The 24,727-nt window shown below is 49.6% G+C and carries 22 protein-coding genes, 3 tRNA genes and 1 other RNA gene; 22 read left to right on the forward strand and 4 right to left on the reverse strand.

What is annotated here, in order from left to right; genetic code table 11:
- Positions 1–6: 6 nt before the first annotated feature.
- From AC2A06_RS14555 to aroG, 22 genes are all read left to right on the forward strand, one after another.
- Complete coding sequence (locus AC2A06_RS14555; protein ID WP_023489829.1) at positions 7–723, forward strand: succinate dehydrogenase iron-sulfur subunit; 717 nt, start codon at positions 7–9, stop codon at positions 721–723.
- A 413-nt stretch (positions 724–1,136) separates the two neighbouring features.
- Complete coding sequence (gene sucA / locus AC2A06_RS14560; protein WP_484380752.1) at positions 1,137–3,944, forward strand: 2-oxoglutarate dehydrogenase E1 component; 2,808 nt, start codon at positions 1,137–1,139, stop codon at positions 3,942–3,944.
- An 18-nt stretch (positions 3,945–3,962) separates the two neighbouring features.
- Positions 3,963–5,180: a 2-oxoglutarate dehydrogenase complex dihydrolipoyllysine-residue succinyltransferase gene (odhB, locus tag AC2A06_RS14565; RefSeq protein ID WP_484380753.1), complete on the forward strand. Its 1,218-nt coding sequence runs from the start codon at positions 3,963–3,965 to the stop codon at positions 5,178–5,180.
- Between the two features lie 222 nt (positions 5,181–5,402).
- On the forward strand, positions 5,403–6,569 hold the full coding sequence (sucC, locus tag AC2A06_RS14570; protein WP_484380754.1) for an ADP-forming succinate--CoA ligase subunit beta: 1,167 nt from the start codon (positions 5,403–5,405) through the stop codon (positions 6,567–6,569).
- A gap of 2 nt (positions 6,570–6,571) precedes the next feature.
- Positions 6,572–7,444 (forward strand): succinate--CoA ligase subunit alpha, encoded by an 873-nt coding sequence (gene sucD / locus AC2A06_RS14575; protein ID WP_023489825.1) that lies wholly within the window; start codon positions 6,572–6,574, stop codon positions 7,442–7,444.
- A gap of 730 nt (positions 7,445–8,174) precedes the next feature.
- Positions 8,175–9,743: a cytochrome ubiquinol oxidase subunit I gene (gene cydA / locus AC2A06_RS14580; RefSeq protein ID WP_023490679.1), complete on the forward strand. Its 1,569-nt coding sequence runs from the start codon at positions 8,175–8,177 to the stop codon at positions 9,741–9,743.
- 15 nt (positions 9,744–9,758) lie between these two features.
- The gene (gene cydB / locus AC2A06_RS14585) at positions 9,759–10,898 is read left to right on the forward strand and encodes a cytochrome d ubiquinol oxidase subunit II (protein WP_484380755.1); all 1,140 of its coding nucleotides are present in this window, start codon (positions 9,759–9,761) and stop codon (positions 10,896–10,898) included.
- A gap of 17 nt (positions 10,899–10,915) precedes the next feature.
- Positions 10,916–11,029, forward strand: a complete 114-nt coding sequence (gene cydX / locus AC2A06_RS14590; protein ID WP_116728220.1) for a cytochrome bd-I oxidase subunit CydX — start codon at positions 10,916–10,918, stop codon at positions 11,027–11,029.
- Complete coding sequence (ybgE, locus tag AC2A06_RS14595; protein WP_484380756.1) at positions 11,029–11,325, forward strand: cyd operon protein YbgE; 297 nt, start codon at positions 11,029–11,031, stop codon at positions 11,323–11,325. The genes cydX and ybgE overlap by 1 nt, the downstream gene beginning before the upstream one ends.
- A 163-nt stretch (positions 11,326–11,488) precedes the next feature.
- The gene (gene ybgC, locus AC2A06_RS14600) at positions 11,489–11,893 is read left to right on the forward strand and encodes a tol-pal system-associated acyl-CoA thioesterase (protein ID WP_023490675.1); all 405 of its coding nucleotides are present in this window, start codon (positions 11,489–11,491) and stop codon (positions 11,891–11,893) included.
- A complete protein-coding gene (gene tolQ, locus AC2A06_RS14605; protein WP_023490674.1) occupies positions 11,890–12,573 on the forward strand; it encodes a Tol-Pal system protein TolQ in 684 nt (227 codons plus the stop codon). The genes ybgC and tolQ overlap by 4 nt, the downstream gene beginning before the upstream one ends.
- 12 nt (positions 12,574–12,585) lie before the next feature.
- Positions 12,586–13,014: a colicin uptake protein TolR gene (gene tolR / locus AC2A06_RS14610; protein ID WP_023490673.1), complete on the forward strand. Its 429-nt coding sequence runs from the start codon at positions 12,586–12,588 to the stop codon at positions 13,012–13,014.
- A gap of 78 nt (positions 13,015–13,092) precedes the next feature.
- On the forward strand, positions 13,093–14,172 hold the full coding sequence (tolA, locus tag AC2A06_RS14615) for a cell envelope integrity protein TolA (protein ID WP_484380757.1): 1,080 nt from the start codon (positions 13,093–13,095) through the stop codon (positions 14,170–14,172).
- Positions 14,173–14,298: 126 nt separating this feature from the next.
- Positions 14,299–15,591: a Tol-Pal system beta propeller repeat protein TolB gene (tolB, locus tag AC2A06_RS14620; RefSeq protein ID WP_023490671.1), complete on the forward strand. Its 1,293-nt coding sequence runs from the start codon at positions 14,299–14,301 to the stop codon at positions 15,589–15,591.
- Positions 15,592–15,635: 44 nt separating this feature from the next.
- A complete protein-coding gene (gene pal / locus AC2A06_RS14625) occupies positions 15,636–16,145 on the forward strand; it encodes a peptidoglycan-associated lipoprotein Pal (protein ID WP_023490670.1) in 510 nt (169 codons plus the stop codon).
- Between the two features lie 9 nt (positions 16,146–16,154).
- A complete protein-coding gene (cpoB, locus tag AC2A06_RS14630; RefSeq protein WP_484380758.1) occupies positions 16,155–16,958 on the forward strand; it encodes a cell division protein CpoB in 804 nt (267 codons plus the stop codon).
- Between the two features lie 180 nt (positions 16,959–17,138).
- Positions 17,139–17,270: non-coding RNA, RtT sRNA (locus AC2A06_RS14635), on the forward strand.
- 54 nt (positions 17,271–17,324) lie between these two features.
- A tRNA-Lys gene (locus tag AC2A06_RS14640) sits at positions 17,325–17,400 on the forward strand.
- Between the two features lie 25 nt (positions 17,401–17,425).
- Positions 17,426–17,501: transfer RNA gene (locus AC2A06_RS14645), tRNA-Val, on the forward strand.
- A gap of 108 nt (positions 17,502–17,609) precedes the next feature.
- Positions 17,610–17,685 (forward strand) — tRNA-Lys (locus tag AC2A06_RS14650).
- A 271-nt stretch (positions 17,686–17,956) separates the two neighbouring features.
- Positions 17,957–19,003, forward strand: coding sequence for a quinolinate synthase NadA (gene nadA / locus AC2A06_RS14655; RefSeq protein WP_023489199.1), 1,047 nt, complete (start codon positions 17,957–17,959; stop codon positions 19,001–19,003).
- A 155-nt stretch (positions 19,004–19,158) separates the two neighbouring features.
- Positions 19,159–20,211, forward strand: coding sequence for a 3-deoxy-7-phosphoheptulonate synthase AroG (gene aroG, locus AC2A06_RS14660; RefSeq protein WP_023489200.1), 1,053 nt, complete (start codon positions 19,159–19,161; stop codon positions 20,209–20,211).
- Between the two features lie 321 nt (positions 20,212–20,532).
- On the opposite strand, the gene gpmA is transcribed toward aroG, so the two are convergent.
- The 4 genes from gpmA to galT all read right to left on the reverse strand — a co-directional run bounded on the left by gpmA (position 20,533) and on the right by galT (position 24,613).
- On the reverse strand, positions 20,533–21,285 hold the full coding sequence (gene gpmA / locus AC2A06_RS14665; RefSeq protein ID WP_484380759.1) for a 2,3-diphosphoglycerate-dependent phosphoglycerate mutase: 753 nt from the start codon (positions 21,283–21,285) through the stop codon (positions 20,533–20,535).
- A gap of 78 nt (positions 21,286–21,363) precedes the next feature.
- Entirely contained in the window at positions 21,364–22,419 is a 1,056-nt protein-coding gene (gene galM / locus AC2A06_RS14670; RefSeq protein WP_484380760.1) for a galactose-1-epimerase, read from the reverse strand.
- The gene (galK, locus tag AC2A06_RS14675; protein ID WP_023489203.1) at positions 22,413–23,564 is read right to left on the reverse strand and encodes a galactokinase; all 1,152 of its coding nucleotides are present in this window, start codon (positions 23,562–23,564) and stop codon (positions 22,413–22,415) included. The genes galM and galK overlap by 7 nt, the downstream gene beginning before the upstream one ends.
- A gap of 2 nt (positions 23,565–23,566) precedes the next feature.
- Positions 23,567–24,613 (reverse strand): galactose-1-phosphate uridylyltransferase, encoded by a 1,047-nt coding sequence (galT, locus tag AC2A06_RS14680; RefSeq protein ID WP_484380761.1) that lies wholly within the window; start codon positions 24,611–24,613, stop codon positions 23,567–23,569.
- Positions 24,614–24,727 lie beyond the last annotated feature (114 nt).

The following is a 24,727-nucleotide window of genomic DNA, read 5'->3' on the forward strand; positions in this document are numbered from 1 at the left end:
AGACTGATGAAACTCGAGTTCTCTATCTATCGCTATAATCCGGATGTTGATAACGCCCCGCATATGCAGGATTACACCCTCGAAGCGGAAGAGGGGCGCGATATGATGTTGCTGGATGCGTTGATCCAACTGAAAGAAACAGATCCGACCTTGTCGTTTCGCCGCTCTTGCCGTGAAGGGGTTTGTGGCTCAGATGGCGTCAATATGAATGGCAAGAATGGCTTGGCCTGTATCACGCCGATCTCATCGTTGCGTAAAGGCAACAATAAGATAGTGATCCGTCCACTACCTGGGTTACCCGTTGTACGTGACTTGGTGGTTGATATGGGGCAGTTTTATACTCAGTATGAAAAAATTAAGCCGTTTTTACTGAATGATGGTACGAATCCACCGGCTCGCGAGCATTTGCAGTCACCGGAAAATCGGGCAAAATTGGATGGCTTGTACGAGTGTATTCTCTGCGCTTGTTGTTCAACGTCTTGCCCGTCGTTTTGGTGGAATCCGGATAAATTTATCGGCCCTGCAGGTCTGTTAGCAGCCTATCGCTTCCTGATTGACAGCCGTGATACAGAAACGGCAGCAAGATTGGATTCTTTGGATGATGCTTTCAGTGTTTTCCGCTGTCACAGTATTATGAACTGTGTCAGTGTTTGTCCTAAGGGCTTGAATCCGACGCGTGCAATTGGTCATATCAAGTCGATGTTACTGCAGCGTGGGGCATAACAGAGACCTAAGCTGATTCCTGCGGCAGGGGCTTTACCCCCTGCCAGCTTGAATGGCGATGGAAATAGATGTAACGCCGAGGTCATTTCCGGTTTACATTCCAAGGAAGGGGATCTCTAAAAGCTGACTTAGGGGCTGGCGATCGGCAACCGACGTTTTCCGCCAGTTTTTAGAGGTTCCTTGCTGGGCCGTAAGGTCCAAAACAGAACGTGCAGTGAGTGTTTATACGTTTTTACCCGATGAATTTCCGGTCGTAGCCAGTTGCTCCACAAGGGGTGGTGTTTCAGGGTTGTGAGTAAGAAAATCCAGGGTACAAGCACGTCGAGTGAACCGTTTTTATGACGAACCGTATTAGTACGGTAATTATGTTAACCACGGCGAAAACTGAAGCTTTAAAAGCTTAAGGGATCATAATGCAGAACGGCGCAATGAAGGCCTGGCTGGATTCCTCCTATCTAGCGGGCGCGAACCAGTCGTACATAGAACAGCTCTATGAAGACTTTTTGACCGATCCGAGTTCCGTTGAAGATAGCTGGCGGTCCATTTTTCAACAGCTACCCACCGCGGGTGTCAAACCCGACCAGCTCCACTCCCAAACGCGAGATTATTTCCGCCGCCTGGCGAAAGAACCCGCACGTTATAACTCATCAATCAATGACCCGGAAACAGATGCTAAACAAGTTAAGGTTTTGCAACTGATTAACGCCTTTCGTTTCCGTGGGCATCAGCACGCAAACCTTGATCCACTTGACTTGTGGAAACAGGAGCGGGTGCCGGATCTCGAGCCAGCGTATCACAATTTGACCGAGGCCGATTTTCAGGAAACGTTCAATGTGGGTTCTTTTGCTATTGGCAAAGAAACCATGAAATTAAGTGATTTGTATGCAGCACTGAAACAGACCTATTGTGGTTCCATCGGTGCTGAATACATGCATATCACCAATACCGAAGAGAAACGCTGGATTCAGCAACGCATTGAATCTGTGGCAGGGCTGGCGAGCTTTACCGCAGATGAAAAGCGTCGTTTCCTGAGTGAACTCACTGCCGCTGAAGGGATGGAGCGTTACCTGGGGGCAAAATTCCCAGGGGCCAAACGTTTTTCGCTGGAAGGGGGTGATGCGCTGGTACCGATGTTGAAAGAAATGATACGTCATGCCGGCAAAAATGGTACCCGAGAAGTGGTACTGGGGATGGCACACCGCGGCCGTTTGAACGTGCTGATTAACGTGTTGGGCAAAAAACCAGCGGACCTATTCGATGAGTTTGCTGGTAAGCATAATGAACACTTAGGCACCGGTGATGTTAAATATCACCAAGGCTTCTCCTCTGATGTCGAAACCGAGGGGGGGATGGTTCACCTGGCACTGGCGTTTAACCCATCGCATCTGGAAATTGTCAGCCCGGTGATTATGGGCTCGGTACGTGCGCGTCGTGATCGTTTAGATGAGGCACGCAGCAATATGGTGTTGCCAATCTCCATCCATGGTGACGCGGCTATCATCGGCCAAGGGGTAGTGCAGGAAACCCTGAATATGTCGCAGGCTCGTGGCTATGAAGTCGGCGGCACTGTGCGTATCGTGATCAACAATCAGATTGGTTTTACTACCTCGAACCCGCTAGATGCCCGTTCGACACAATACTGTACCGATATCGCCAAAATGGTGCAGGCACCGATATTCCATGTGAATGCTGATGATCCAGAGGCAGTCGCCTTTGTGACCCGTTTGGCGTTGGATTTCCGTAATACCTTCAAGCGTGACGTTATGATCGATCTGGTCTGTTATCGCCGTCATGGGCATAACGAAGCGGATGAGCCAAGTGCTACCCAGCCAGTGATGTATCAGAAGATCAAGAAACACCCAACACCACGTAAAATCTACGCCGATGTTCTGGCGGAAGAGAACATTGCCAGCCTGGAAGATGCCACGGAAATGGTCAACCTATACCGTGATGCACTTGATCGTGGTGACTGTGTGGTTGAAGAGTGGCGTCCGATGAATCTGCACTCTTTCACCTGGTCGCCCTACCTGAACCATGAATGGGATGCTGATTATCCTAGCAAGGTCGAGATGAAACGTCTGCAGGAACTGGCACAGCGTATCAGCACAGTACCTGAAGCGATCGAAATGCAGTCACGGGTGGCAAAAATCTACGGTGATCGTGCCGAGATGGCTGCGGGCAATAAACCATTTGACTGGGGAGCGGCAGAAACCCTGGCTTATGCAACGCTGCTGGATGAGGGTACTCCGATCCGTATTTCCGGTGAGGATGCCGGTCGTGGAACTTTCTTCCACCGTCATGCTGTGGTCCATAACCAGAAAAATGGCTCTGTTTATATACCGTTGGCCAATATTCACAGCGGACAGGGGGTGTTCAATGTTTGGGACTCCGTTCTGTCTGAAGAGGCTGTTTTAGCATTTGAATATGGTTATGCCACCGCTGAGCCTCGTACGCTGGCTATCTGGGAGGCGCAATTTGGTGACTTTGCCAATGGTGCTCAGGTAGTGATCGACCAGTTCATTAGTTCGGGTGAGCAGAAGTGGGGCCGTATGTGTGGTCTGGTGATGTTGTTGCCTCATGGGTATGAGGGGCAGGGGCCGGAACACTCGTCAGCTCGTCTGGAACGTTACCTGCAACTCTGTGCAGAACAGAATATGCAGGTCTGCATTCCGTCTACGCCAGCACAGGTTTACCATATGTTACGCCGTCAGGCGCTGCGCAGTATGCGCCGCCCATTGGTGGTCATGTCACCGAAGTCTCTATTGCGCCATCCATTAGCCATTTCCTCTCTGGATGAACTGGCAAATGGGTCTTTCCAGTTGGCGATTGGCGAAGTCGACGAACTGGCACCGAAAGCCGTTAAACGTGTGGTGCTCTGTTCGGGTAAGGTTTATTACGATCTACTGGAACAACGCCGCAAGAATGACCAGAAAGATGTTGCGATTGTGCGTATTGAGCAGTTGTACCCGTTCCCGCACCAAGCGGTGCAAGCGGTGTTGAAGCAATATGCTCATGTGCATGATTTTGTCTGGTGCCAAGAGGAGCCATTGAATCAAGGGGCATGGTATTGCAGCCAGCATAACTTCCGTGACGTGATTCCGTCCGGGGCTTCGTTACGTTATGCCGGACGCCCAGCCTCTGCTTCTCCGGCCGTAGGTTACTTGTCCGTACACCAGCAGCAGCAACAGGCGCTGGTGAATGACGCGCTGAATATTGATTAAAAAATTAAAGGAAAGCTAATGAGTAGCGTAGATATTCTGGTTCCTGACCTGCCTGAATCGGTTGCCGATGCCACGGTGGCCACTTGGCATAAAAAACCAGGTGATAAAGTCAACCGTGATGATGTGTTGGTTGAAATCGAAACAGACAAAGTGGTGTTGGAAGTTCCTGCCAGTGAAGCGGGCATCCTTGATGTATTACTGGAGGATGAAGGGGCGACAGTGACCTCACGCCAGATTCTTGGCCGTATCCGTTTGGGTGATAGTTCCGGTATGCCGACTGAAGAGAAGAGTCAGAGCGTGCAACCTACCCCGGCGCAACGCGCCACTGCCAGCCTGAATGACGAGAGCAATGAGGCACTGAGCCCGGCGATTCGCCGCCTGATTGCGGCCAATGACCTTGACGCAGCCGCGATTAAAGGCAGTGGGGTTGGGGGGCGAATCACCCGTGAAGATGTGGAAGCTCACCTGGCAACTCAGCAAAAAAGTGCGGCAGAGCCTGTTGCTCAAGTGGTAGCCCCGCAACCTGTGCTGACTGGGCGCAGTGAAAAGCGTGTACCAATGACTCGCCTGCGTAAACGTGTAGCAGAACGTTTGCTGGAGGCGAAGAACAGCACCGCAATGCTGACTACCTTTAACGAAATCAACATGCAGCCGATTATGGATCTGCGTACCCAGTACGGTGAAGCCTTTGAAAAACGCCATGGGGTTCGTCTGGGCTTCATGTCCTTCTACATTAAAGCGGTGGTTGAAGCGTTGAAACGCTTCCCGGAAGTCAACGCTTCAATTGATGGTAGTGATGTGATTTATCACAACTACTTTGATGTCAGTATTGCTGTCTCGACACCTCGTGGTTTGGTTACCCCTGTACTGCGTGATGTCGATACGCTGAGCATGGCGGACATCGAGAAGAAAATTAAAGAACTGGCGATTAAAGGCCGTGATGGCAAGTTGACAGTGGAAGAGCTCACCGGAGGTAATTTCACTATTACCAATGGCGGGGTATTCGGTTCATTGATGTCCACACCGATCATCAACCCACCACAAAGTGCCATTCTAGGGATGCATGCCATCAAAGATCGTCCAATGGCGGTTAATGGTCAGGTCGTGATCCTACCGATGATGTATCTGGCGCTTTCCTATGACCATCGCCTGATTGATGGAAGAGAGTCTGTGGGCTTCCTGGTGGCGGTAAAAGAGATGTTGGAAGATCCGGCCCGTCTGTTGCTGGACGTTTAATCCCTCGACGTAAACGGATTTACATTGCCGCAGAAGGTGATGTAGTAAGGCTCAAGGATGAGCTGTCGTGGAGAAATTAATGTCTCAGCAGTTCAAATGGCGACGGGTATCTATGGGAGAAGGAGACTGATCCCAAACTCTGTGCTACGTGGCCGATAGATCATGCGGGCTTCCGCGAAAGTGACTCGGCTGAAATTTTCAGATCTGAATGGATAGAACATCATGAATTTACACGAATATCAGGCAAAACAGCTATTTGCTCGGTATGGCATGTCAGTACCAACCGGTTATGCCTGTAATACACCGCGTGAAGCAGAAGAAGCCGCCTCTAAAATTGGCTCCGGTCCGTGGGTTGTGAAATGTCAGGTTCATGCTGGTGGCCGTGGTAAAGCAGGTGGCGTTAAACTGGTTAGCAAAAAGGAAGAGATCCGCGCGTTTGCTGAAGCTTGGTTAGGCAAACGTTTGGTGACTTATCAGACAGATGCGCTGGGGCAACCGGTGCACCAGATCCTGGTAGAAACCGCCACTGATATTGATAAAGAACTCTATTTAGGTGCGGTCATTGATCGTGCAAGTCGCCGTATCGTGTTTATGGCTTCCACCGAAGGTGGTGTTGAGATCGAGAAAGTGGCGGAAGAAACGCCAGAGCTGATCCACAAAACCATCATTGACCCACTGGCTGGCCCGCAGCCATATCAAGGCCGTGAGCTGGCATTCAAACTGGGTTTGAGTGGCAAGCAGGTCGGTCAATTCAGCAAGATCTTTATGGGATTGGCGACGTTGTTCCTGGAGCGTGACCTGGCGATGGTGGAGATTAACCCGCTGGTGATCACCAAACAGGGTGACCTGGTGTGCCTGGATGGCAAACTGGGGGCGGATGGCAATGCGTTGTTCCGTCAACCTGAGCTGCGTGAAATGCGTGATCTTTCCCAAGAAGATGAGCGTGAATCCCGCGCTGCCCAATGGGAACTGAATTATGTTGCTCTTGATGGCAACATTGGTTGCATGGTGAATGGTGCCGGTCTGGCGATGGGGACCATGGACATTGTGAAGTTACACGGTGGCGAACCCGCTAACTTCCTTGATGTGGGTGGTGGAGCAACCAAAGAGCGTGTGACTGAAGCGTTTAAAATCATCCTCTCTGATGAGAAGGTGAAAGCGGTTTTCGTGAACATTTTCGGCGGTATCGTGCGTTGTGATCTGATTGCTGAAGGCATCATTGGTGCGGTAGCTGAAGTGGGTGTTAATGTCTCGGTGGTGGTCCGTCTGGAAGGGAACAACGCAGAGCTCGGTGCCAAGAAATTGGCAGACAGTGGGCTGAATATCATTGCTGCAACCAGCCTGAGTGATGCGGCTTCGCAAGTTGTTGCTGCCGTGGAGGGGAAATAATAATGTCCATTTTGATCGATAAAAACACCAAAGTCATTTGCCAGGGTTTCACTGGTAGCCAAGGAACCTTCCATTCAGAGCAAGCTATTGCTTATGGCACTAAAATGGTCGGTGGGGTGACACCGGGTAAAGGGGGAACTCAGCACCTTGGTTTACCCGTATTCAACACGGTACGTGAAGCTGTGGCAGCCACTGGCGCGACGGCATCGGTAATTTATGTTCCTGCACCATTTTGTAAAGACTCGATTCTGGAAGCGATTGATGCTGGCATCAAATTGATTATCACTATCACAGAAGGTATCCCAACCCTGGATATGTTGACGGTGAAAGTGAAGCTTGATGAAGCGGGTGTCAGGATGATCGGCCCTAACTGTCCTGGGGTGATCACACCAGGGGAGTGCAAGATTGGTATTATGCCTGGCCATATACACCTACCTGGCAAAGTGGGGATTGTTTCCCGTTCCGGTACGCTGACTTATGAGGCGGTAAAACAGACCACTGATGCAGGCCTCGGTCAGTCTACTTGTGTCGGCATCGGTGGTGATCCGATTCCGGGATCTAATTTCATCGATATCCTGAAAATGTTTGAGCAAGATCCGCAAACAGAAGCGATAGTGATGATCGGTGAGATTGGTGGTAGTGCGGAAGAAGATGCTGCAGCTTATATCAAAGCGCATGTAACCAAGCCGGTTGTTGGTTACATTGCTGGTGTTACTGCGCCTAAAGGTAAGCGTATGGGCCATGCGGGTGCAATTATTGCCGGTGGCAAAGGGACTGCTGATGAGAAATTCGCTGCTCTAGAGGCCGCAGGGGTGAAAACAGTACGCAGCCTGGCTGATATTGGTGATGCAGTGAAAGCGGTGCTAATGCGTTGATCGGATGACAATATACCGTTTGATTTGTGTGACAGCGCAGCATTAGCCACTCACCTTGGCTGCTTCAATCATGACGGATAAATTTTCTGACTGGCCACCCATTGAGGTGGCCTTTTTTTAATGATGCATTTATCTCAATAGGAATTATTATTACTGACAGTTTGGATATGGGCCGTATGTAGAAACTGTGAAGTATAAGCAGACGTGAATAATGACGTGTATTACTTAATTGAAAGTACAATAAAATGTATTTTCATTCACATCAAATTAACAATGATATATCAATAAAGAACAATTAACGCATTGATTTACTGTCTGTAGTGCGGGTTCTATTAATTAGGTAATTAATCTGGTAATCATATTCAGAATGGCTTAAATTGTTTTAGATCAAAATAAACCCAGCGCTCGCTTTGGACTGGTTTTTGACCTGTCACCAAAACTCTAACACAGGTCACGTAAAAACCTATTTATTGTGTGTGCTTTGACGAGTATCATGCCATTGTGTAATTAGGAATGGTTGATCTTGTTGCATTTGTTACCTACTGTTGGTTTTCATTGCTGTGTTTTTGCTCGCCTTTATGGGGGTAACAATCCAGGAGTGAAAACGGCAAGGTTGAATAAAACTTGTTGTGTTTAAAGGCATTCACTGCGAAGTATTATCGGCTATTCTTGATTAAGTCATACCGATAACCGCAAATTGTAGTCTTCCTGCGAGGAGCAAGGAGTCAAGATGTTTGATATTGTCGAACTGTCGCGCTTACAGTTTGCTTTAACGGCGATGTACCACTTCCTATTTGTCCCATTAACGCTGGGGATGGCGTTTTTGCTGGCAATTATGGAAACGGTATATGTGCTGTCAGGCAAACAAATCTATAAAGATATGACCAAATTCTGGGGCAAGTTGTTCGCAATCAACTTTGCTCTGGGTGTGGCCACCGGTTTGACTATGGAGTTCCAGTTCGGGACTAACTGGTCATACTTTTCACACTACGTCGGTGATATCTTCGGGGCCCCACTTGCTATTGAGGGGCTGATGGCGTTCTTCCTGGAATCAACGCTGGTTGGGCTCTTCTTCTTTGGTTGGGATCGTCTCAGCAAGATACAGCATATGACGGTAACCTGGTTGGTAGCCCTAGGCTCTAACCTGTCTGCGTTGTGGATCTTGGTGGCTAACGGTTGGATGCAGAACCCGATTGCTTCTGAATTCAACTTTGAAACCATGCGAATGGAGATGCTGAGCTTCTCCGAACTGGTGCTTAACCCGGTTGCACAGGTAAAATTTGTCCATACTGTCGCGGCAGGTTATACCACCGGTGCGATGTTTATCCTGGGTGTCAGCTCTTACTATCTGCTGAAAGGGCGTGATATTGCTTTTGCCAAGCGTTCTTTTGCTATTGCTGCCAGCTTCGGTATGGCCGCGATCCTGTCTGTTATCGTACTGGGTGACGAATCTGGTTACGAAATGGGGGATGTGCAAAGAACCAAACTGGCTGCTATTGAAGCTGAATGGGAAACGCAACCCGCACCTGCGGCATTTACTCTGTTCGGTATTCCGAATCAAGAGAAGATGGAGAACTCGTTCACTGTTCAGATTCCATGGATGCTTGGCCTGATTGCTACTCGCTCTATTGATACCCCGGTTATCGGCCTGAAGGATTTGATGGTTGAACATCAGGTACGTATCCGCAACGGTATGAAGGCTTATCAGTTGTTGGAAGAGCTGCGTGGTGGCAATACCGACCCTGCTGTTCGTGACGCTTTCAATGAGAAGAAACAGGATCTTGGCTACGGTATGCTGCTTAAGCGTTATACCGATAATGTGGCTGACGCCACGGAAGCACAGATTCAGAAAGCAACTCAAGACTCTATTCCACGTGTAGCCCCATTATACTTCTCCTTCCGTATCATGGTGGCCTGTGGCGTAATCATGCTGTTTATCATTGGTATGTCTTTCTTGAGCGTGTTGCGTAACCGTATTGGCGAGAAGAAATGGCTACTTCGTGCGGCGCTGTTCGGGATTCCATTACCTTGGATCGCCTCGGAAGCCGGTTGGTTTGTGGCAGAGTATGGTCGCCAACCATGGGCAATAGGTGAAGTGCTGCCTACTGCACTGGCTACTTCTTCCTTGAGTACGGGTGACGTCCTGTTCTCGATGGTGCTGATTTGTGGCTTGTATACCCTGTTCCTGGTGGCTGAAATGTACCTGATGTTCAAATATTCGCGTCTGGGTCCAAGCAGCTTGAAAACTGGCCGCTATCACTTTGAACAACCGACTGCTGCCATGCAGGAAGCGCACTAAACAGGAGTCCAAGATATGTTTGACTATGAAGTATTGCGATTTATCTGGTGGATCCTGGTTGGCGTATTGCTGATCGGTTTTGCCGTCACCGATGGTTTCGATATGGGTGTCGGCATACTGGTGCGCATTATCGGTAAAACGGATAATGAGCGTCGGATAATGATCAACGCCATTGCCCCTCACTGGGATGGTAACCAGGTCTGGTTGATTACCGCTGGTGGTGCATTATTTGCTGCCTGGCCAATGGTGTACGCTGCTGCGTTCTCTGGTTTCTATATTGCGATGATTCTGGTGTTGGCTGCGTTGTTTTTCCGCCCTATTGGTTTTGATTACCGTTCTAAGTTGGAAAACAGCAGTTGGCGTAATATGTGGGACTGGGGCATCTTTGCGGGTAGTTTTGTGCCTGCAGTGGTATTTGGTGTGGCATTTGGCAACCTGTTGCAAGGGGTGCCATTCCATATCGACACGACTGCGCGCCTGTTCTATACCGGCAGCTTCTTCGGATTATTGAATCCGTTTGCTCTATTGGCCGGTATTGTCAGCCTGACCATGCTGGTCACTCAGGGGGCAACTTACCTGCAAATGCGTACCACGGCTGAAATTTACCTGCGTTCACGCGCAGCAGCACAGATTTCTGCGTTGGTGATGGGGGTATGTTTCCTGCTGGCCGGTGTTTGGTTGGTGTACGGTATTGATGGTTTTGTGGTGACTTCAGCACTGGATACGGCAGCGCAGTCCAACCCATTGCGCAAAGAGGTTGCTCATCAAGCGGGTGCCTGGTTGATTAACTACAACAAGTATCCGATCCTGTGGGCTCTGCCAGCACTTGGGGTGATTTTGCCACTGTTGACTATCCTGTTCTCGCGGTTCGGGAAAGGTGCAATGGCATTTGTGACCTCGTCATTGACCTGTGCTTGTGTGATCCTGACGGCGGGTGTCACCATGTTCCCGTTTGTTATGCCATCAAGCACTGTGCCTAATGTCAGCCTGACGATGTGGGATGCCACCTCCAGCCTGTTCACGCTGCAAGTGATGACTGTTGTGGCGATTATCTTCGTGCCTATCGTTCTGGCGTACACCATCTGGTCGTACTACAAAATGTTTGGTCGCTTGGATAAGAATTTTATTGAAAACAACAAGCATTCACTGTACTAAGCAAAAGGAGCTAAACCATGTGGTATTTTGCCTGGATCCTCGGAACGCTTCTTGCTTGTTCCTTCGGTATTATTACAGCTCTGGCGCTTGAGCACATTGAAGATTCAAAAGCACAGCAAGACAGTAAGTGATGAGTTCAGCATTGATAGATAAGCTGTATGCCGTCACAGATAAGGGCCCGTTAAGGGCCCTTTCATTGGTGTTGGCGTTGATTTTGGCTGGGTGTATTTTTTGGGAGCCCACACTTTTTGCCGCACGTACCAGTTCATTGGCGATTTGGCAGGGGCTGTTGCTGATGTGGGCAGTGTGTGCCGGTCTGGTTCACGGTGTTGGGTTCCGCCCCCATACGCTGTTTTGGCGTGCCTTTTTTGCGCCATTACCAGCAATAATCATCCTAGTGGCAGCATTACTTTACGTTTCTTTATAAATAGCTGGCCCAAGCATGGTGTAAGCCCCTTTGACAGGCTAAGTCTCTATGCCATGGGCCGTATTTACCCATAATTATTTCCATTCTCCCCGAGTAACCCATTCCAAACCCGATCTCTCTTGCGTATAGTAATATCGTTAAATCGCATTGGTTTGGAAGTCTTGTGAGTAATACGTTATTTCGATGGCCAATTCGGGTCTACTATGAAGATACCGATGCTGGTGGGGTGGTTTACCATGCTCGCTATGTCGCCTTTTATGAACGAGCACGCACTGAGATGTTGCGCCAGCGTAACTTTCATCAACAGCAGTTGCTCAGTGAACATATCGCTTTTGCTGTCCGGCGTATAACGGTGGATTATCTACACCCCGCTCGTCTTGATGACATGCTGGAAGTGAAAAGTAAAATCACCTCAATACGCGGGGCTTCTCTTACGTTTGCTCAATGCATTATAAATTCTGATGGTACTCTTTTGAGTAAGGCCGATGTATTGATTGCATGTATTGATCAACACCAAATGAAGCCGATAGCGCTTCCTAAGTCTATTGTCGCGGAGTTTAAGCAGTGACTGACATGAACATCCTGGATTTATTCTTGAAGGCGAGCCTGCTGGTTAAGCTTATCATGTTGATTTTGATATGTTTTTCAGTGGCATCTTGGGCGATTATTATCCAGCGGACACGCATTTTGAATGCGGCAACGCGTGACGCCGAAGCGTTTGAAGACAAGTTTTGGTCGGGCATCGAGCTTTCGCGTTTGTATCAAGAAAGTCAGTCGCGCCGTGATAGCCTGACTGGCTCAGAGCAAATTTTCTATTCGGGCTTCAAGGAGTTTGCGCGTTTACATCGTGCCAATAATCATGCGCCAGAAGCGGTGATTGAAGGGGCCACGCGAGCGATGCGTATTTCCATGAATCGTGAACTGGAAATGTTGGAAACGCATATTCCATTCCTCGGTACCGTGGGTTCCATCAGTCCCTATATTGGGTTGTTTGGTACGGTGTGGGGGATCATGCATGCTTTTATTGCCTTGGGGGCGGTTAAGCAAGCAACCTTACAAATGGTGGCACCCGGTATCGCGGAAGCATTGATTGCCACCGCGATAGGTCTATTCGCCGCGATCCCCGCCGTCATGGCTTACAATCGTCTTAACCAGCGGGTTAACAAGCTTGACCAGAATTACGACAACTTTATGGAAGAGTTTACCGCTATTCTGCATCGCCAGGCCTTCTCCAGCGACAGCAAATAAGTAGGGGGTAGCATGGCGAAAGTTCGTGGTCGTAACCGGCGGGAGCTCAAGTCGGAAATCAACATAGTTCCGTTGCTGGATGTATTGCTGGTGTTGCTGTTGATATTTATGGCAACTGCGCCAATCATAACCCAAAGTGTTGAGGTGGATTTACCGGATGCAACTGATTCCAAGACAGTGTCCAGTGATGATAATCCACCGGTGATCCTCGAAGTTTCTGGCGTAGGGCAATACACTCTGGTGGCTGATCATAACCGCATGGAACTGTTGCCACCAGAGCAGGTGGCGGCAGAAGCCAAATCACGTTTGGCGGCTAACCCGAAGACGGTTTTTTTGATCGGTGGGGCCAAGGAAGTACCCTATGATGAGATTATCAAGGCGTTAAATATTCTTCATCAAGCGGGGGTAACTTCTGTAGGGCTGATGACTCAGCCAATTTGACCCTGAGGTCAGAGGTAACCCAGTTCCTGCTTTTATTTGGCGGGAACACGTTTAAGCACCAGTTTTTGGGAATCTATTTTGGTAAAGGCAACTGAGCAAAACGATAAGCTGAATCGCGCCGTTATTGTATCGGTGGTTCTGCACATCCTATTGATTGCCCTGTTGATTTGGGGATCACTGCAAGAAAACGCCGAAATGAGTGCTGGCGGTGGCGGTGATGGTTCTGTAGTAGGGGCAGTGATGGTCGACCCGGGTGCTGTCGTCGAGCAGTATAATCGCCAGCAGCAGCAGAGTAGCGATGCCCAGCGTGCAGAAAAACAGCGCCAGAAGAAAGCGGAACAGCAGGCGGAAGAGTTACAGCAGAAGCAGGCAGTAGAACAACAACGCCTGAAGAAACTGGAGCAGGAGCGTTTGGCGGCACAGGAAAAAGCGGCGCAGGACGCTAAGGTACAAGCTGAACAGCAAAAAGCGGCCGAGGTTGCGGCTGCTAAGGCTAAAGAACAACAGAAAGCAGCCGAGGAGGCTGCAGCGAAAGCCAAAGCTGAGGCAGATAAAATAGTCAAAGCACAGGCAGAGGCTCAGAAGAAAGCGGAAGCGGAAGCTAAAAAAGAAGCGGCTGTTGCTGCAGCAGCTAAAAAGCAGGCGGAAGAGGCGAAGGCAGCGGCGGCGGCTGAGAAGAAAGCGGCAGCAGAAGCAGAAAAGAAAGCTGCCGCCGAGAAGGCCGCTGCAGCTAAAAAAGCCGCTGATGAGAAGAAAAAGGCTGCTGAAGTCGATGATTTATTCGGTGGTTTAGCTGATGGCAAGAATGCACCGAAAGGTGGCAGTGCTAAGGCGCAAGGGGACGGTAAACCTGCAGGGCAAGGTAACGCGAAGACCGCAGGGGCCAGTGGGGCCGATATTAATGGCTATCTGGGGCAGATTACCGCTGCCATTCAGAGCAAGTTTTATGATGCTGATCTTTACAAAGGAAGAACGTGCGATTTACGGATTAAACTGGCACCCGATGGTTTGTTGATTGATATTAAGTCTGAAGGGGGTGATCCCGCTCTGTGTCAGGCAGCAATTGCTGCGGCTAAGCAGGCTCATATTCCGAAACCACCGACTTCGGCAGTGTATGAAGTGTTCAAGAATGCACCCGTTACATTTAAGCCACAATAATGATTTGTTAATTGAGTCATACCCCAAGAATGAATCAAGGTAACCAACAGGGATCCTATCGTTTTGTTGGTTTGTTAAAATTCTGCTAATTTATCGTAGGCATCCTGCCTGGATAAGGGAGATGAGATGAAGCAGGCACTTCGAGTAGTATTAAGTTTTTTAGTACTGTGGGTATCCGTGTTACACGCGGAAGTTCGCATTGAAATCACCCAAGGCGTCGACTCTGCTCGCCCGATTGGCGTGGTACCGTTCAAATGGGCGGGGCCCGGTAGCCCTCCAGAAGATATTGGTCAGATTATTGGTGCGGATCTACGCAATAGCGGCAAGTTTAACCCTATTGATGTGGCCCGTATGCCGCAACAGCCCTCTACGGCAGCTGAAGTAACGCCAGCAGCCTGGACTGCACTGGGTATTGATGCGGTGGTGGTTGGCCAGGTTCAGCCTGGTGCCGATGGCAGTTACCTGGTTTCCTATCAACTGGTTGATACTTCAGGGGCTCCTGGTACTGTTCTAGCGCAGAACCAATATAAGATCACCAAGCAGTGGTTACGTTATTCTGCACATACCGCCAGTGATGAAGTGTTTGAAAAGCTGACGGGTATCAAAGGTGCGTTCCGGACTCGTATTGCTTATGTTGTCCATACTAATGGTGGCAAATTCCCGCATGAGCTGCGTGTAGCCGATTATGATGGCTATAACCAGTTCGTAGTGCACCGCTCACCTGAACCACTGATGTCACCTGCCTGGTCACCTGATGGAAGTAAATTGGCGTATGTGACCTTCGAGAGCGGCCGTTCAGCTCTGGTTATCCAGACGTTGGCTAGCGGCGCTATCCGCCAGGTTGCTTCGTTCCCACGCCATAATGGCGCGCCAGCATTTTCGCCGGATGGTTCGCGCTTGGCTTTTGCACTTTCCAAGAGCGGTAGCCTTAACCTGTATGTGATGAATCTGGGGTCAGGTCAGATCTCTCAGATTACTGATGGTCGCAGCAATAATACTGAACCCACTTGGTTCCCGGATAGTCAATCGTTGGCCTTTACCTCTGATCAGGGGGGGCGTCCTCAGATTTATAAAGTCAGTGCCAGTGGTGGCACACCACAACGCCTGACTTGGGAAGGGGCTCAGAATCAGAACGCTGATGTGAGTGCTGACGGTAAATTCTTGGTAATGGTAAGTACCAATAGTGGTGCTCAGCATATTGCCAAGCAAGATCTTGGTTCGGGTGCCGTTCAAGTATTAACGGATACGTACCTGGATGAAACACCCAGTATCGCTCCAAACGGCACCATGGTGATCTTTAGCTCCACGCAAGGTATGGGCTCCGTGCTGCAGTTGGTGTCGACTGATGGGCGTTTCAAAGCGCGTCTTCCGGCAACTGATGGACAGGTCAAATTTCCTGCCTGGTCGCCGTATCTGTAATGCATATACAAATATGTATGGCAAACTATAAAAGGATCAAAGAAATGCAACTCAATAAAATGCTGAAGGGGCTTATGCTGGCATTGCCAATTTTGGCGGTAGCGGCTTGTAGTTCTAACAAAAGCGCAAACAATGACCAATCTGGTATGGGCGCTGGCAACGGCACAGAAAATGGCAGCAGCAACCTGTCTTCTGAAGACCAAGCTCGTTTGCAGATGCAAGAACTGCAGAGAAACAATATTGTTTACTTTGCTTTTGACAAATATGACATTGGCTCTGATTTCACTCAGATGCTGGATGCTCATGCGGCATTCCTGCGTAACAATCCATCTTATAAAGTGACTGTTGAAGGTCACGCGGATGAGCGTGGTACGCCAGAATACAACATCGCTTTGGGCGAGCGTCGTGCTAGCGCCGTCAAAATGTACCTGCAAGGTAAAGGTGTTTCTGCTGACCAGATCTCTATCGTTTCCTACGGTAAAGAGAAACCAGCAGTACTGGGCCACGATGAAGCGGCTTGGGCTAAAAACCGTCGTGCCGTTCTGGTTTACTAAGAGAATCGCATGAACAGTAACTTCAGACATCACCTGTTGAGTCTGTCGTTACTGGTTGGCGTAGCGGCTCCATGGGCCGCTACTGCCCAAGCGCCAATCAGTAATGTCGGCTCCGGCTCGGTCGAAGACCGTGTCACATCACTTGAGCGGATTAGCAATGCTCAAAGTCAGCTCTTAAATCAACTTCAGCAACAACTCTCTGATAATCAACGCGATATAGATTCACTGCGTGGGCAGATTCAGGAAAATCAGTATCAGCTGAATCAGGTAGTTGAACGTCAGAAACAGCTCTATCAGCAAATTGATAGTCTTGGCCAGAATGGTGCGCAGAGTTCAGCGGGTGCTGCCGCTGGGGCCGCCGTAGGGGCAACGGCTGCCACATCTGGGGATAGCGCAAGCAATTCTTCTACCGGCACCACTGCGGCTCCAGCAAGTAGTGGCGATGAGAACAGCGACTACAATTCAGCGGTTTCACTGGCGCTGGAAAAAAAACAGTATGATGAGGCGATCACCGCCTTTCAGGCTTTTATTAAGCAGTATCCGCAGTCGACTTACCAACCTAACGCCAACTATTGGCTAGGGCAGTTGCTTTACAACAAAGGTAAAAAGGATGATGCGACCTACTATTTTGCAGTAGTGGTAAAGAATTATCCAAAATCGCCGAAGGCACCGGATGCGATGTATAAAGTTGGGGTGATCATGCAGGAAAAAGGGCAAACGGATAAAGCCAAAGCCGTTTACCAGCAAGTGATTAAGTTATACCCAACCAGCGATGCGGCCAAACAGGCCAAGAAACGCGAAGCGAGTTTATAAGCAAAATTTGAGCCCGGAATTTAGTCGATTTGGTTGAATTCTGGGCTCATTCGCGTGAATAACAAGCAGTTGAACCTTTTAATTAAAAATTTAGGTTGCGCTGCCGAGATAAATTAGTAATATATGCCGCCGTTGCCAAGACATCTTGTTAAGTGTCAAAGTGACAGAAAATTGGGCCGTTAGCTCAGTCGGTGGAGCAGTTGACTTTTAATCAATTGCTCGCAGGTCCGAGCCGAGCGAAGCGAGACGACAACGCGCAGCGTTGCCCGCAGGGTGAGGACGAAGGACGAATCAATCCTGCACTACCAAATGACAGATGTGACTTTATAAGTAGTAACCATGTTTTGAGCAGTAGCTCACAATGATGGGTCGTTAGCTCAGTCGGTAGAGCAGTTGACTTTTAATCAATTGGTCGCAGGTTCGAATCCTGCACGACCCACCAAGTTTTACAGCAGTAACCATGCAGTGGGTGATTAGCTCAGTTGGTAGAGCATCTCCTTTACACGGAGGGGGTCGGCGGTTCGAGCCCGTCATCACCCACCACTAACATGGGTCGGTAGAGCAGTTGACTTTTAATCAATCCTGAACTCCAAATGATTTGAACTATTTTAAATAGTAGTAACCATGTCTTGAGCAATAGCTCACTATTATGGGTCGTTAGCTCAGTCGGTAGAGCAGTTGACTTTTAATCAATTGGTCGCAGGTTCGAATCCTGCACGACCCACCATCTCCTCATATAGCACTGAACCATCCCCAAACATTCAATCACTCAAATCCCACCAAGTCATACCTGACCGCACCCAAGTATTGCCATTGTTCCACCCCCCTTCAAACACCCCAAATTTTAATCTATTAAACAAAAATCAATTTTTACAGAAAATAGCAGCGACTCAATACAAAAATTGCGGTATTTTGTTTAGTATAACAAACAAAGTTGTTTGCCAAGAGTAAGCGAGTACCAATAAGCAAACATCCAACCCGTTGAAGAGATAAAAGTAATGAGTGAAATGTTTGATATTAATGCTGCGGTGTACCCATTCCCTCCAAAACCGCAACCGTTAGATGGAGCAGAAAAAGCATTTTATCGCCAAAAGATTAAAACGTTACTCAAGCAACGGGATGCCGTGATGGTGGCTCATTACTATACTGATCCTGAAATCCAGGCTCTCGCAGAGGAAACGGGGGGATGTGTTGCAGATTCACTGGAAATGGCGCGTTTTGGCAGCCGACATCCGGCCTCAACGTTACTGGTTGCTGGGGTCCGATTTATGGGGGAAACAGCTAAAATCCTCAGCCCGGAAAAACAGGTATTGATGCCAACATTGCATGCCGAATGCTCACTGGATCTTGGCTGTCCAGCGGCGGAGTTTAACGCTTTTTGCGACAGTCACCCCGAGCGGACCGTGGTGGTTTATGCCAATACTTCAGCGGCAGTCAAAGCCCGTGCCGATTGGGTTGTCACTTCCAGTATTGCAGTTGAATTGATTGAACACCTTGATAGCCTCGGTGAGAAAATTATCTGGGCACCGGATCGGCATCTTGGTCATTATGTACAAAAGCAAACAGGGGCGGATGTACTGTGCTGGCAAGGGGCTTGTATCGTTCATGATGAGTTTAAAACGCAAGCGCTGTTGCGTATGAAGGCGCTCTACCCCAATGCGGCAATATTGGTGCATCCAGAGTCCCCCCATGCGGTGATCGAACTGGCTGATGCGGTAGGGTCAACCAGCCAGTTGATTCAAGCGGCAACCAAACTACCTCACCCGCAACTGATTGTGGCTACTGATCGCGGTATCTTTTACAAGATGCAACAGGCTTGCCCGGATAAAGAGCTATTCGAAGCCCCTACGGCGGGGGAAGGGGCAACCTGTCGCAGTTGCGCACATTGTCCATGGATGGCGATGAACGGCTTGCAAGCCATTGCTGAAGGGTTGGAGCAGATGGGTGCACAGCATGAGATCCTGGTGGATGAAACACTGCGTGATAAGGCGCTTATCCCGCTTAACCGCATGTTGGAGTTTGCTGCACATTTACCTGGTCGCTGACAGATAGCATCAATATCTCTCGGCATTGAGACGGCAGCACGGTAGCTGCCACAATGCCAACGGCGACATAAAGATGATTTACAGCAACAGCTACAGCCGCTAGATTGGTAAGTCTCTGCGCATTGTGCAATACACCGATACCTAATGGAAAAGCTATGAATTATCAAAATGACGATTTACGTATTAAACAAATCACGGAACTCCTGCCACCGGTGGCTCTGTTGGAGAAGTTTCCTGCCACTCTACAGGCGGCTGAAACGGTGTCACAAGCGCGTAATGCTATCCACAACATCCTTCGTGGCAATGATGATCGTCTGCTGGTGGTGATTGGCCCTTGCTCTATTCACGATACTCATGCAGCAAAAGAGTATGCGACACGTCTGCTGAAACTGCGCCAGGAGCTTGGTGGTGAGTTAGAGATAGTGATGCGCGTCTATTTTGAAAAGCCACGCACCACCGTTGGCTGGAAAGGGTTGATTAATGATCCACAGATGGATAACAGCTTCCAGATCAATGAAGGCTTGCGTCTGGCACGTAAGTTATTGCTGGATATTAATGATGCTGGTTTACCGACGGCGGGTGAATTTCTCGATATGATCACGCCTCAATATCTGGCAGACCTGATGAGTTGGGGGGCTATTGGTGCGCGGACGACTGAATCTCAAGTGCACCGTGAGCTGGCCTCTGGCCTCTCTTGTCCGGTTGGTTTTAAGAATGGTACTGACGGTACGATTAAAGTTGCCATTGACGCCATTAATGCAGCGAGTGCCGCGCACTGCTTCCTGTCTGTCACCAAGTGGGGGCATTCTGCCATTGTGAACACGGGGGGGAATGGTGATTGCCATATCATCCTGCGTGGTGGCAAGGAGCCAAACTACAGTGCAGCACATGTGAAGCAAGTGAAAGATGGCCTGGTTAAAGCGGGTTTACCACCACGAGTGATGATCGATTTCAGCCATGCTAACAGTAGCAAGCAGTTTAAAAAGCAGTTGGACGTCAATACCGATGTTTGCAATCAATTATGTGCGGGTGAGCAAGCCATTATTGGTGTCATGATCGAAAGCCACCTGGTGGAAGGGAATCAGAATCTGGAAAGTGGTGAGCCGCTGGTTTATGGTAAAAGCGTGACCGATGCTTGCATTGGCTGGGAAGATACCGAAACTGTCCTGCGTGAATTGGCCGCAGCGGTAAAAGTACGCCGTAGCTGATAGTTAGTTTTCCAGGCCCCGCACTAGCAGGGTCTGGACTTTATGAGATGATCGGTAAAACGGTCACCAACAGCATGTATATACCCAAAATAATTAGAGTTGCCTGTAGGCAGCCAGCACTTGTGCTGGCCCGCAAGGTGAGGCTTATGGATGAGGTTCAATGATCCCCTGGCGGGGCTGCCAGTTAGGCAGCTCGGTTAGTGCTCAAAGCAGCGGCCAAAATTCATCAGCATAACGAGGTCACCGAACTGAGACTAACCGTGGTCAACGTCAGTGTCCGTGCCCAGCCAATACTGGGCACGTCCTGCTGGTTAGCGGGGATTACTTCGCTTTACCCTGATTGGCTACCAACGCTGCTTTGGCAGCGATCTCGTCAGCATTACCCAGATAGTAACGTTTAACTGGGTTGAAGTGCTCATCGAATTCATACACCAAAGGGACGCCGGTTGGGATATTCAGCTCGATAATCTCATCTTCGCTCATCTTATCGAGATATTTCACCAAGGCGCGTAATGAGTTGCCGTGGGCGGTAACGATAACGCGTTCACCGCGTTTGATTCGCGGCAGGATCTCTTGGTTCCAGTAAGGGATCACACGCTCAATGGTTAATGCCAGGCTTTCGGTTAGGGGCAGCTCTTTTTCGCTCAGTGCAGAGTAGCGTGGGTCATGCCCTGGATAGCGTTCATCTGCTTTGGTTAATGCTGGTGGGGTGACGGCAAAACCACGGCGCCATTGTAGCACTTGCTCGTCACCATATTTCTCTGCGGTTTCAGCTTTATTGAGCCCTTGCAATGCGCCGTAGTGGCGCTCATTCAGCTTCCAGGACTTTTCGGTGGGCAACCAGACTTGGTCCAGTTCGTCCAGAATACGCCACAATGTGTGGATAGCCCTCTTGAGTACCGAGGTATAAGCAAAGTCAAAAGTGAAACCTTCCTCTTTTAACAGTTTACCTGCTGCTTTGGCTTCGCTACGGCCTTTATCTGAAAGATCAACATCATACCAACCGGTAAAGCGGTTCTCGTTGTTCCACAGACTTTCACCGTGACGTACCAGTACCAACTTGGTTGTTGCCATAGCCTGACTCCTTAATCACGCGTCATTATAATAATAACGATAATCATTATACTATAGCAGTCAACCTTTAACGCTAAATCAAGCTGAGTGACCGATTGGCTCAAACTGATAATGTGTGGCGCTCTGGTACCGTTGTCCGGGTTGTAACCAACAGTCAGGTTGCGGCCATTCTGGGTGGTTCGGGCTGTCGGGCAAAAATTCACTTTCCAGCGCCACGCCAGCGTAAATGTCGTAGCTGCCGCCATCACGTGCTGGTGTTCCCGCTAGATAATTCCCACTATAAAACTGTATTGCAGGTGCCGTTGTGAATAGCGTCATTTTGACCTGACCATCAGCTGACCACAAATGGGCGGCAGGGTTGCTCAATGTCTGACAGGAACGAGACAGCAGATAGGCATGGTCATAACCTTTAACCCGTTGTTGGCAGCGATCACGCAGTAAGTCTTGCTGAATGGTTTTCGGTTGGCGGAAATCCATGCCGGTATCAGTGACCGGGGTCAGGTCGGCACAAGGGATCCCTTCGCTGTCTACCGGCAGATAGCTGTCGGCGAACAGCTGCAAACGCTGTTGCCTGGCGTCTTGTCCTGCACCATTCAAGTTGAAGTAGGCATGGTTGGTCAGATTGACGGGGCAAGTGCTATCAGTTTGCGCCTGATACTCAATTTCCAGCCGATGGTCGTCGGTCAACCGATAGGTGAGTGTGACGTCCAGATTCCCCGGAAACCCTTGGTCACCATGGGGAGAATGTAATTGATATACGATGTGTTGTTCATCTTGTGCCACAATTTGCCAGCGGCGCGCATGAAAACCTCCGGGCCCGCCATGTAACTGGTGAGGTCCCTGATTGGCAATCAAAGGGTAAGTTTTGCCTGCGATCAACAGTTTGGCATTAGCAATGCGGTTGGCATAACGGCCGACAGTTGCCCCTAGATAAGCACTTTGATGCAAATACTGTTCTGGAGATTGGCAGCCCAATAGCAGTTCGCGTTTCTCGCCTGATTTCAGCGGCAACACGGCAGAAAGCCAAGTCGCACCCCAATCCATGAGGGTGATAGTCATTCCCCCGCTATTACGCAGGGTCGTGAGGGTGAATGGCTGCCCATCAGGGGCTAGTGCAGGTTTATTGGTTAACATAAGCCAGATCCTTGTGATGGTTTACAGACATAGAAAGTTTCTTTCAGCCCATTGGTTTGCCGTGGGTATTCCTGGGCGACAGTGGCACGCACTGGCTCGACTAAATCTACGGGCATCAGTGCCACAATGCAGCCACCAAAACCGCCACCGGTCATACGTACCCCACCACGGTCACCAATCACCTGTTTCACGATTGTCACCAAGGTATCGATTGGCGGTACAGTGATTTCAAAATCATCACGCATTGAAGCGTGCGATTCAGCCATCAGTGTCCCCATCAAGCTCAGGTTACCGGCGGTTAATGCGGCAGCAGCCGCCAAGGTACGCTCGTTTTCATTGATCACATGGCGCGCACGTTTGGCGACGGTAGGATCCAGTTGATGCTGAGCTGCTAAAAACTGTGCTGAAGTGACATCGCGCAGCGCCTTAACACCAAAGAAACGGGCTGCTTCCTCACATTGTTTGCGCCGCGTGTTGTATTCACTGTCCACCAACCCCCGTTTGACGTTGGAATTGATAATGACAACGGCCACCTCGGCTGGCATTGATACCGCCTGAGTTTCCAGTGAGCGGCAGTCGATCAACAGGGCATGGTCTTGCTTGCCCAGTGCCGAAATCAACTGATCCATAATGCCGCAATTACAGCCGACAAACTGGTTTTCCGCCTCTTGGCCATTAAGCGCTAAGGCAACACCATCAAGCGGTAACTGATAAAGAGCTTGCAATGCCTGACCAACGGCGACTTCCAATGATGCTGATGAACTTAGCCCGGCCCCCTGCGGTACATTGCCGCTAATGACCAGATCGGCACCCGCAAACTCGGTATTACGTGTTTGCAGATGTTTTACTACACCGCGTACATAGTCAGCCCAACGGAGGTCAGGATGTTTGATGATTGGGCTATCCAGCGAAAACTGATCCTGCTGATTTTGATAGTCGGCAGCTAACACACGGATTTGGCGATCATGGCGTGGTGCCGCACTGATCACCGTCTGGTAATCGATCGCACAAGGGAGAACGAAACCGTCATTATAGTCAGTGTGTTCACCAATCAGGTTGACCCGTCCTGGGGCTTGGATTGTCAGTGTGGGGGCATAGCCAAAATGCTGGTTAAAAAGGTCGTGGGTATGTTTTTTCAAACTCATTATTAGGCTCCGACAGATTGAAAATGGACATCACTGACTGCGCGCAAATGTTCTGCGGCCTGTTCTGCCGTCAAGTCACGCTGGGTTTCCGCCAGCATTTCATAACCCACCATAAATTTCCGTACTGTTGCACTGCGCAATAACGGTGGGTAGAAGTGGGCATGTAGTTGCCAATGGCGGTTATCGGCATGATTGAACGGGGCCCCATGCCAACCCATAGAATAAGGAAAAGAGCACTGAAACAGATTGTCATAACGACTGGTGAGTTTCTTCAGCGCGATAGCCAGATCGCTGCTTTGTGCTGCCGAGAGTTCGCTAAGCCGTTGTACGGCTGCTTTTGGTAGCAACAGGGTTTCAAATGGCCAGGCAGCCCAGTAAGGCACTACGGCTAGCCAGTGCTCAGTTTCCACCACTGTGCGGCTACCATCGGCTTGTTCACGCCGGACATAGTCGAACAGCATCGGGGAGTGATGCTGAGTGAAGTACTCCTGCTGCAGTTGGTCTTCACGCTCAGCTTCATTGGGTAGGAAACTGTTAGCCCAGACTTGTCCATGTGGATGAGGATTAGAGCACCCCATGGTGGCCCCTTTGTTTTCAAAAACTTGTACCCATGGGTAGCTGCGCCCTAAATCAGCAGTCTGCTGTTGCCAGGTAGCGACCACCTGCTCTAGCTCAGGAATGGTCAACTGCGGCAGCGTTTTACTGTGATCGGGAGAAAAACAGATCACGCGGCTGGTACCACGTGCACTTTGACAACGCAGCAGTGGATCATGGCTTTCTGGGGCTGCAGGGGTATCTTGCATCAGGGCAGCAAAGTCATTGGTAAATACGTAGGTGCCTAGGTAGTCAGGATTTTTATCGCCTGTGACTCGAGTATTGCCCGGGCAAAGAAAACAGTCTGGGTCATGGGCTGGCAATGTTTGCGGCATTGCGGATTCCTGCTGGCCTTGCCATGGACGCTTGGCCCGGTGCGGTGAAACCAATACCCATTGGCCAGTGAGTGGATTAAAACGACGGTGCGGATGATCAATCGGGTTAAAACAGTTCATAACGATCCTTTTAATCACTCATCAGATTGAATGTAATCGCTTTCACGTTCTGTGTGATGAGTTATCGTCTGGTTTAGGTTAAAAAAGATGGCGTAAAGATAGCATGATTAGCGC

It is taken from the genome of Serratia sp. HNCC26DJ244, assembly GCF_057180565.1.

Bases quoted from the DNA above. Each gene is read 5' to 3' on its own strand.
- tolR (WP_023490673.1), top strand. From the start codon at position 12,586: ATGGCGAAAGTTCGTGGTCGTAACCGGCGGGAGCTCAAGTCGGAAATC.
- galK (WP_023489203.1), bottom strand. From the start codon at position 23,564: ATGAGTTTGAAAAAACATACCCACGACCTTTTTAACCAGCATTTTGGC.
- pal (WP_023490670.1), top strand. From the start codon at position 15,636: ATGCAACTCAATAAAATGCTGAAGGGGCTTATGCTGGCATTGCCAATT.
- cpoB (WP_484380758.1), top strand. From the start codon at position 16,155: ATGAACAGTAACTTCAGACATCACCTGTTGAGTCTGTCGTTACTGGTT.
- sucA (WP_484380752.1), top strand. From the start codon at position 1,137: ATGCAGAACGGCGCAATGAAGGCCTGGCTGGATTCCTCCTATCTAGCG.
- sucC (WP_484380754.1), top strand. From the start codon at position 5,403: ATGAATTTACACGAATATCAGGCAAAACAGCTATTTGCTCGGTATGGC.
- sucD (WP_023489825.1), top strand. From the start codon at position 6,572: ATGTCCATTTTGATCGATAAAAACACCAAAGTCATTTGCCAGGGTTTC.
- aroG (WP_023489200.1), top strand. From the start codon at position 19,159: ATGAATTATCAAAATGACGATTTACGTATTAAACAAATCACGGAACTC.
- galT (WP_484380761.1), bottom strand. From the start codon at position 24,613: ATGAACTGTTTTAACCCGATTGATCATCCGCACCGTCGTTTTAATCCA.
- odhB (WP_484380753.1), top strand. From the start codon at position 3,963: ATGAGTAGCGTAGATATTCTGGTTCCTGACCTGCCTGAATCGGTTGCC.
- cydB (WP_484380755.1), top strand. From the start codon at position 9,759: ATGTTTGACTATGAAGTATTGCGATTTATCTGGTGGATCCTGGTTGGC.
- gpmA (WP_484380759.1), bottom strand. From the start codon at position 21,285: ATGGCAACAACCAAGTTGGTACTGGTACGTCACGGTGAAAGTCTGTGG.
- ybgE (WP_484380756.1), top strand. From the start codon at position 11,029: ATGAGTTCAGCATTGATAGATAAGCTGTATGCCGTCACAGATAAGGGC.
- AC2A06_RS14555 (WP_023489829.1), top strand. From the start codon at position 7: ATGAAACTCGAGTTCTCTATCTATCGCTATAATCCGGATGTTGATAAC.
- galM (WP_484380760.1), bottom strand. From the start codon at position 22,419: ATGTTAACCAATAAACCTGCACTAGCCCCTGATGGGCAGCCATTCACC.
- cydX (WP_116728220.1), top strand. From the start codon at position 10,916: ATGTGGTATTTTGCCTGGATCCTCGGAACGCTTCTTGCTTGTTCCTTC.
- nadA (WP_023489199.1), top strand. From the start codon at position 17,957: ATGAGTGAAATGTTTGATATTAATGCTGCGGTGTACCCATTCCCTCCA.
- tolB (WP_023490671.1), top strand. From the start codon at position 14,299: ATGAAGCAGGCACTTCGAGTAGTATTAAGTTTTTTAGTACTGTGGGTA.
- cydA (WP_023490679.1), top strand. From the start codon at position 8,175: ATGTTTGATATTGTCGAACTGTCGCGCTTACAGTTTGCTTTAACGGCG.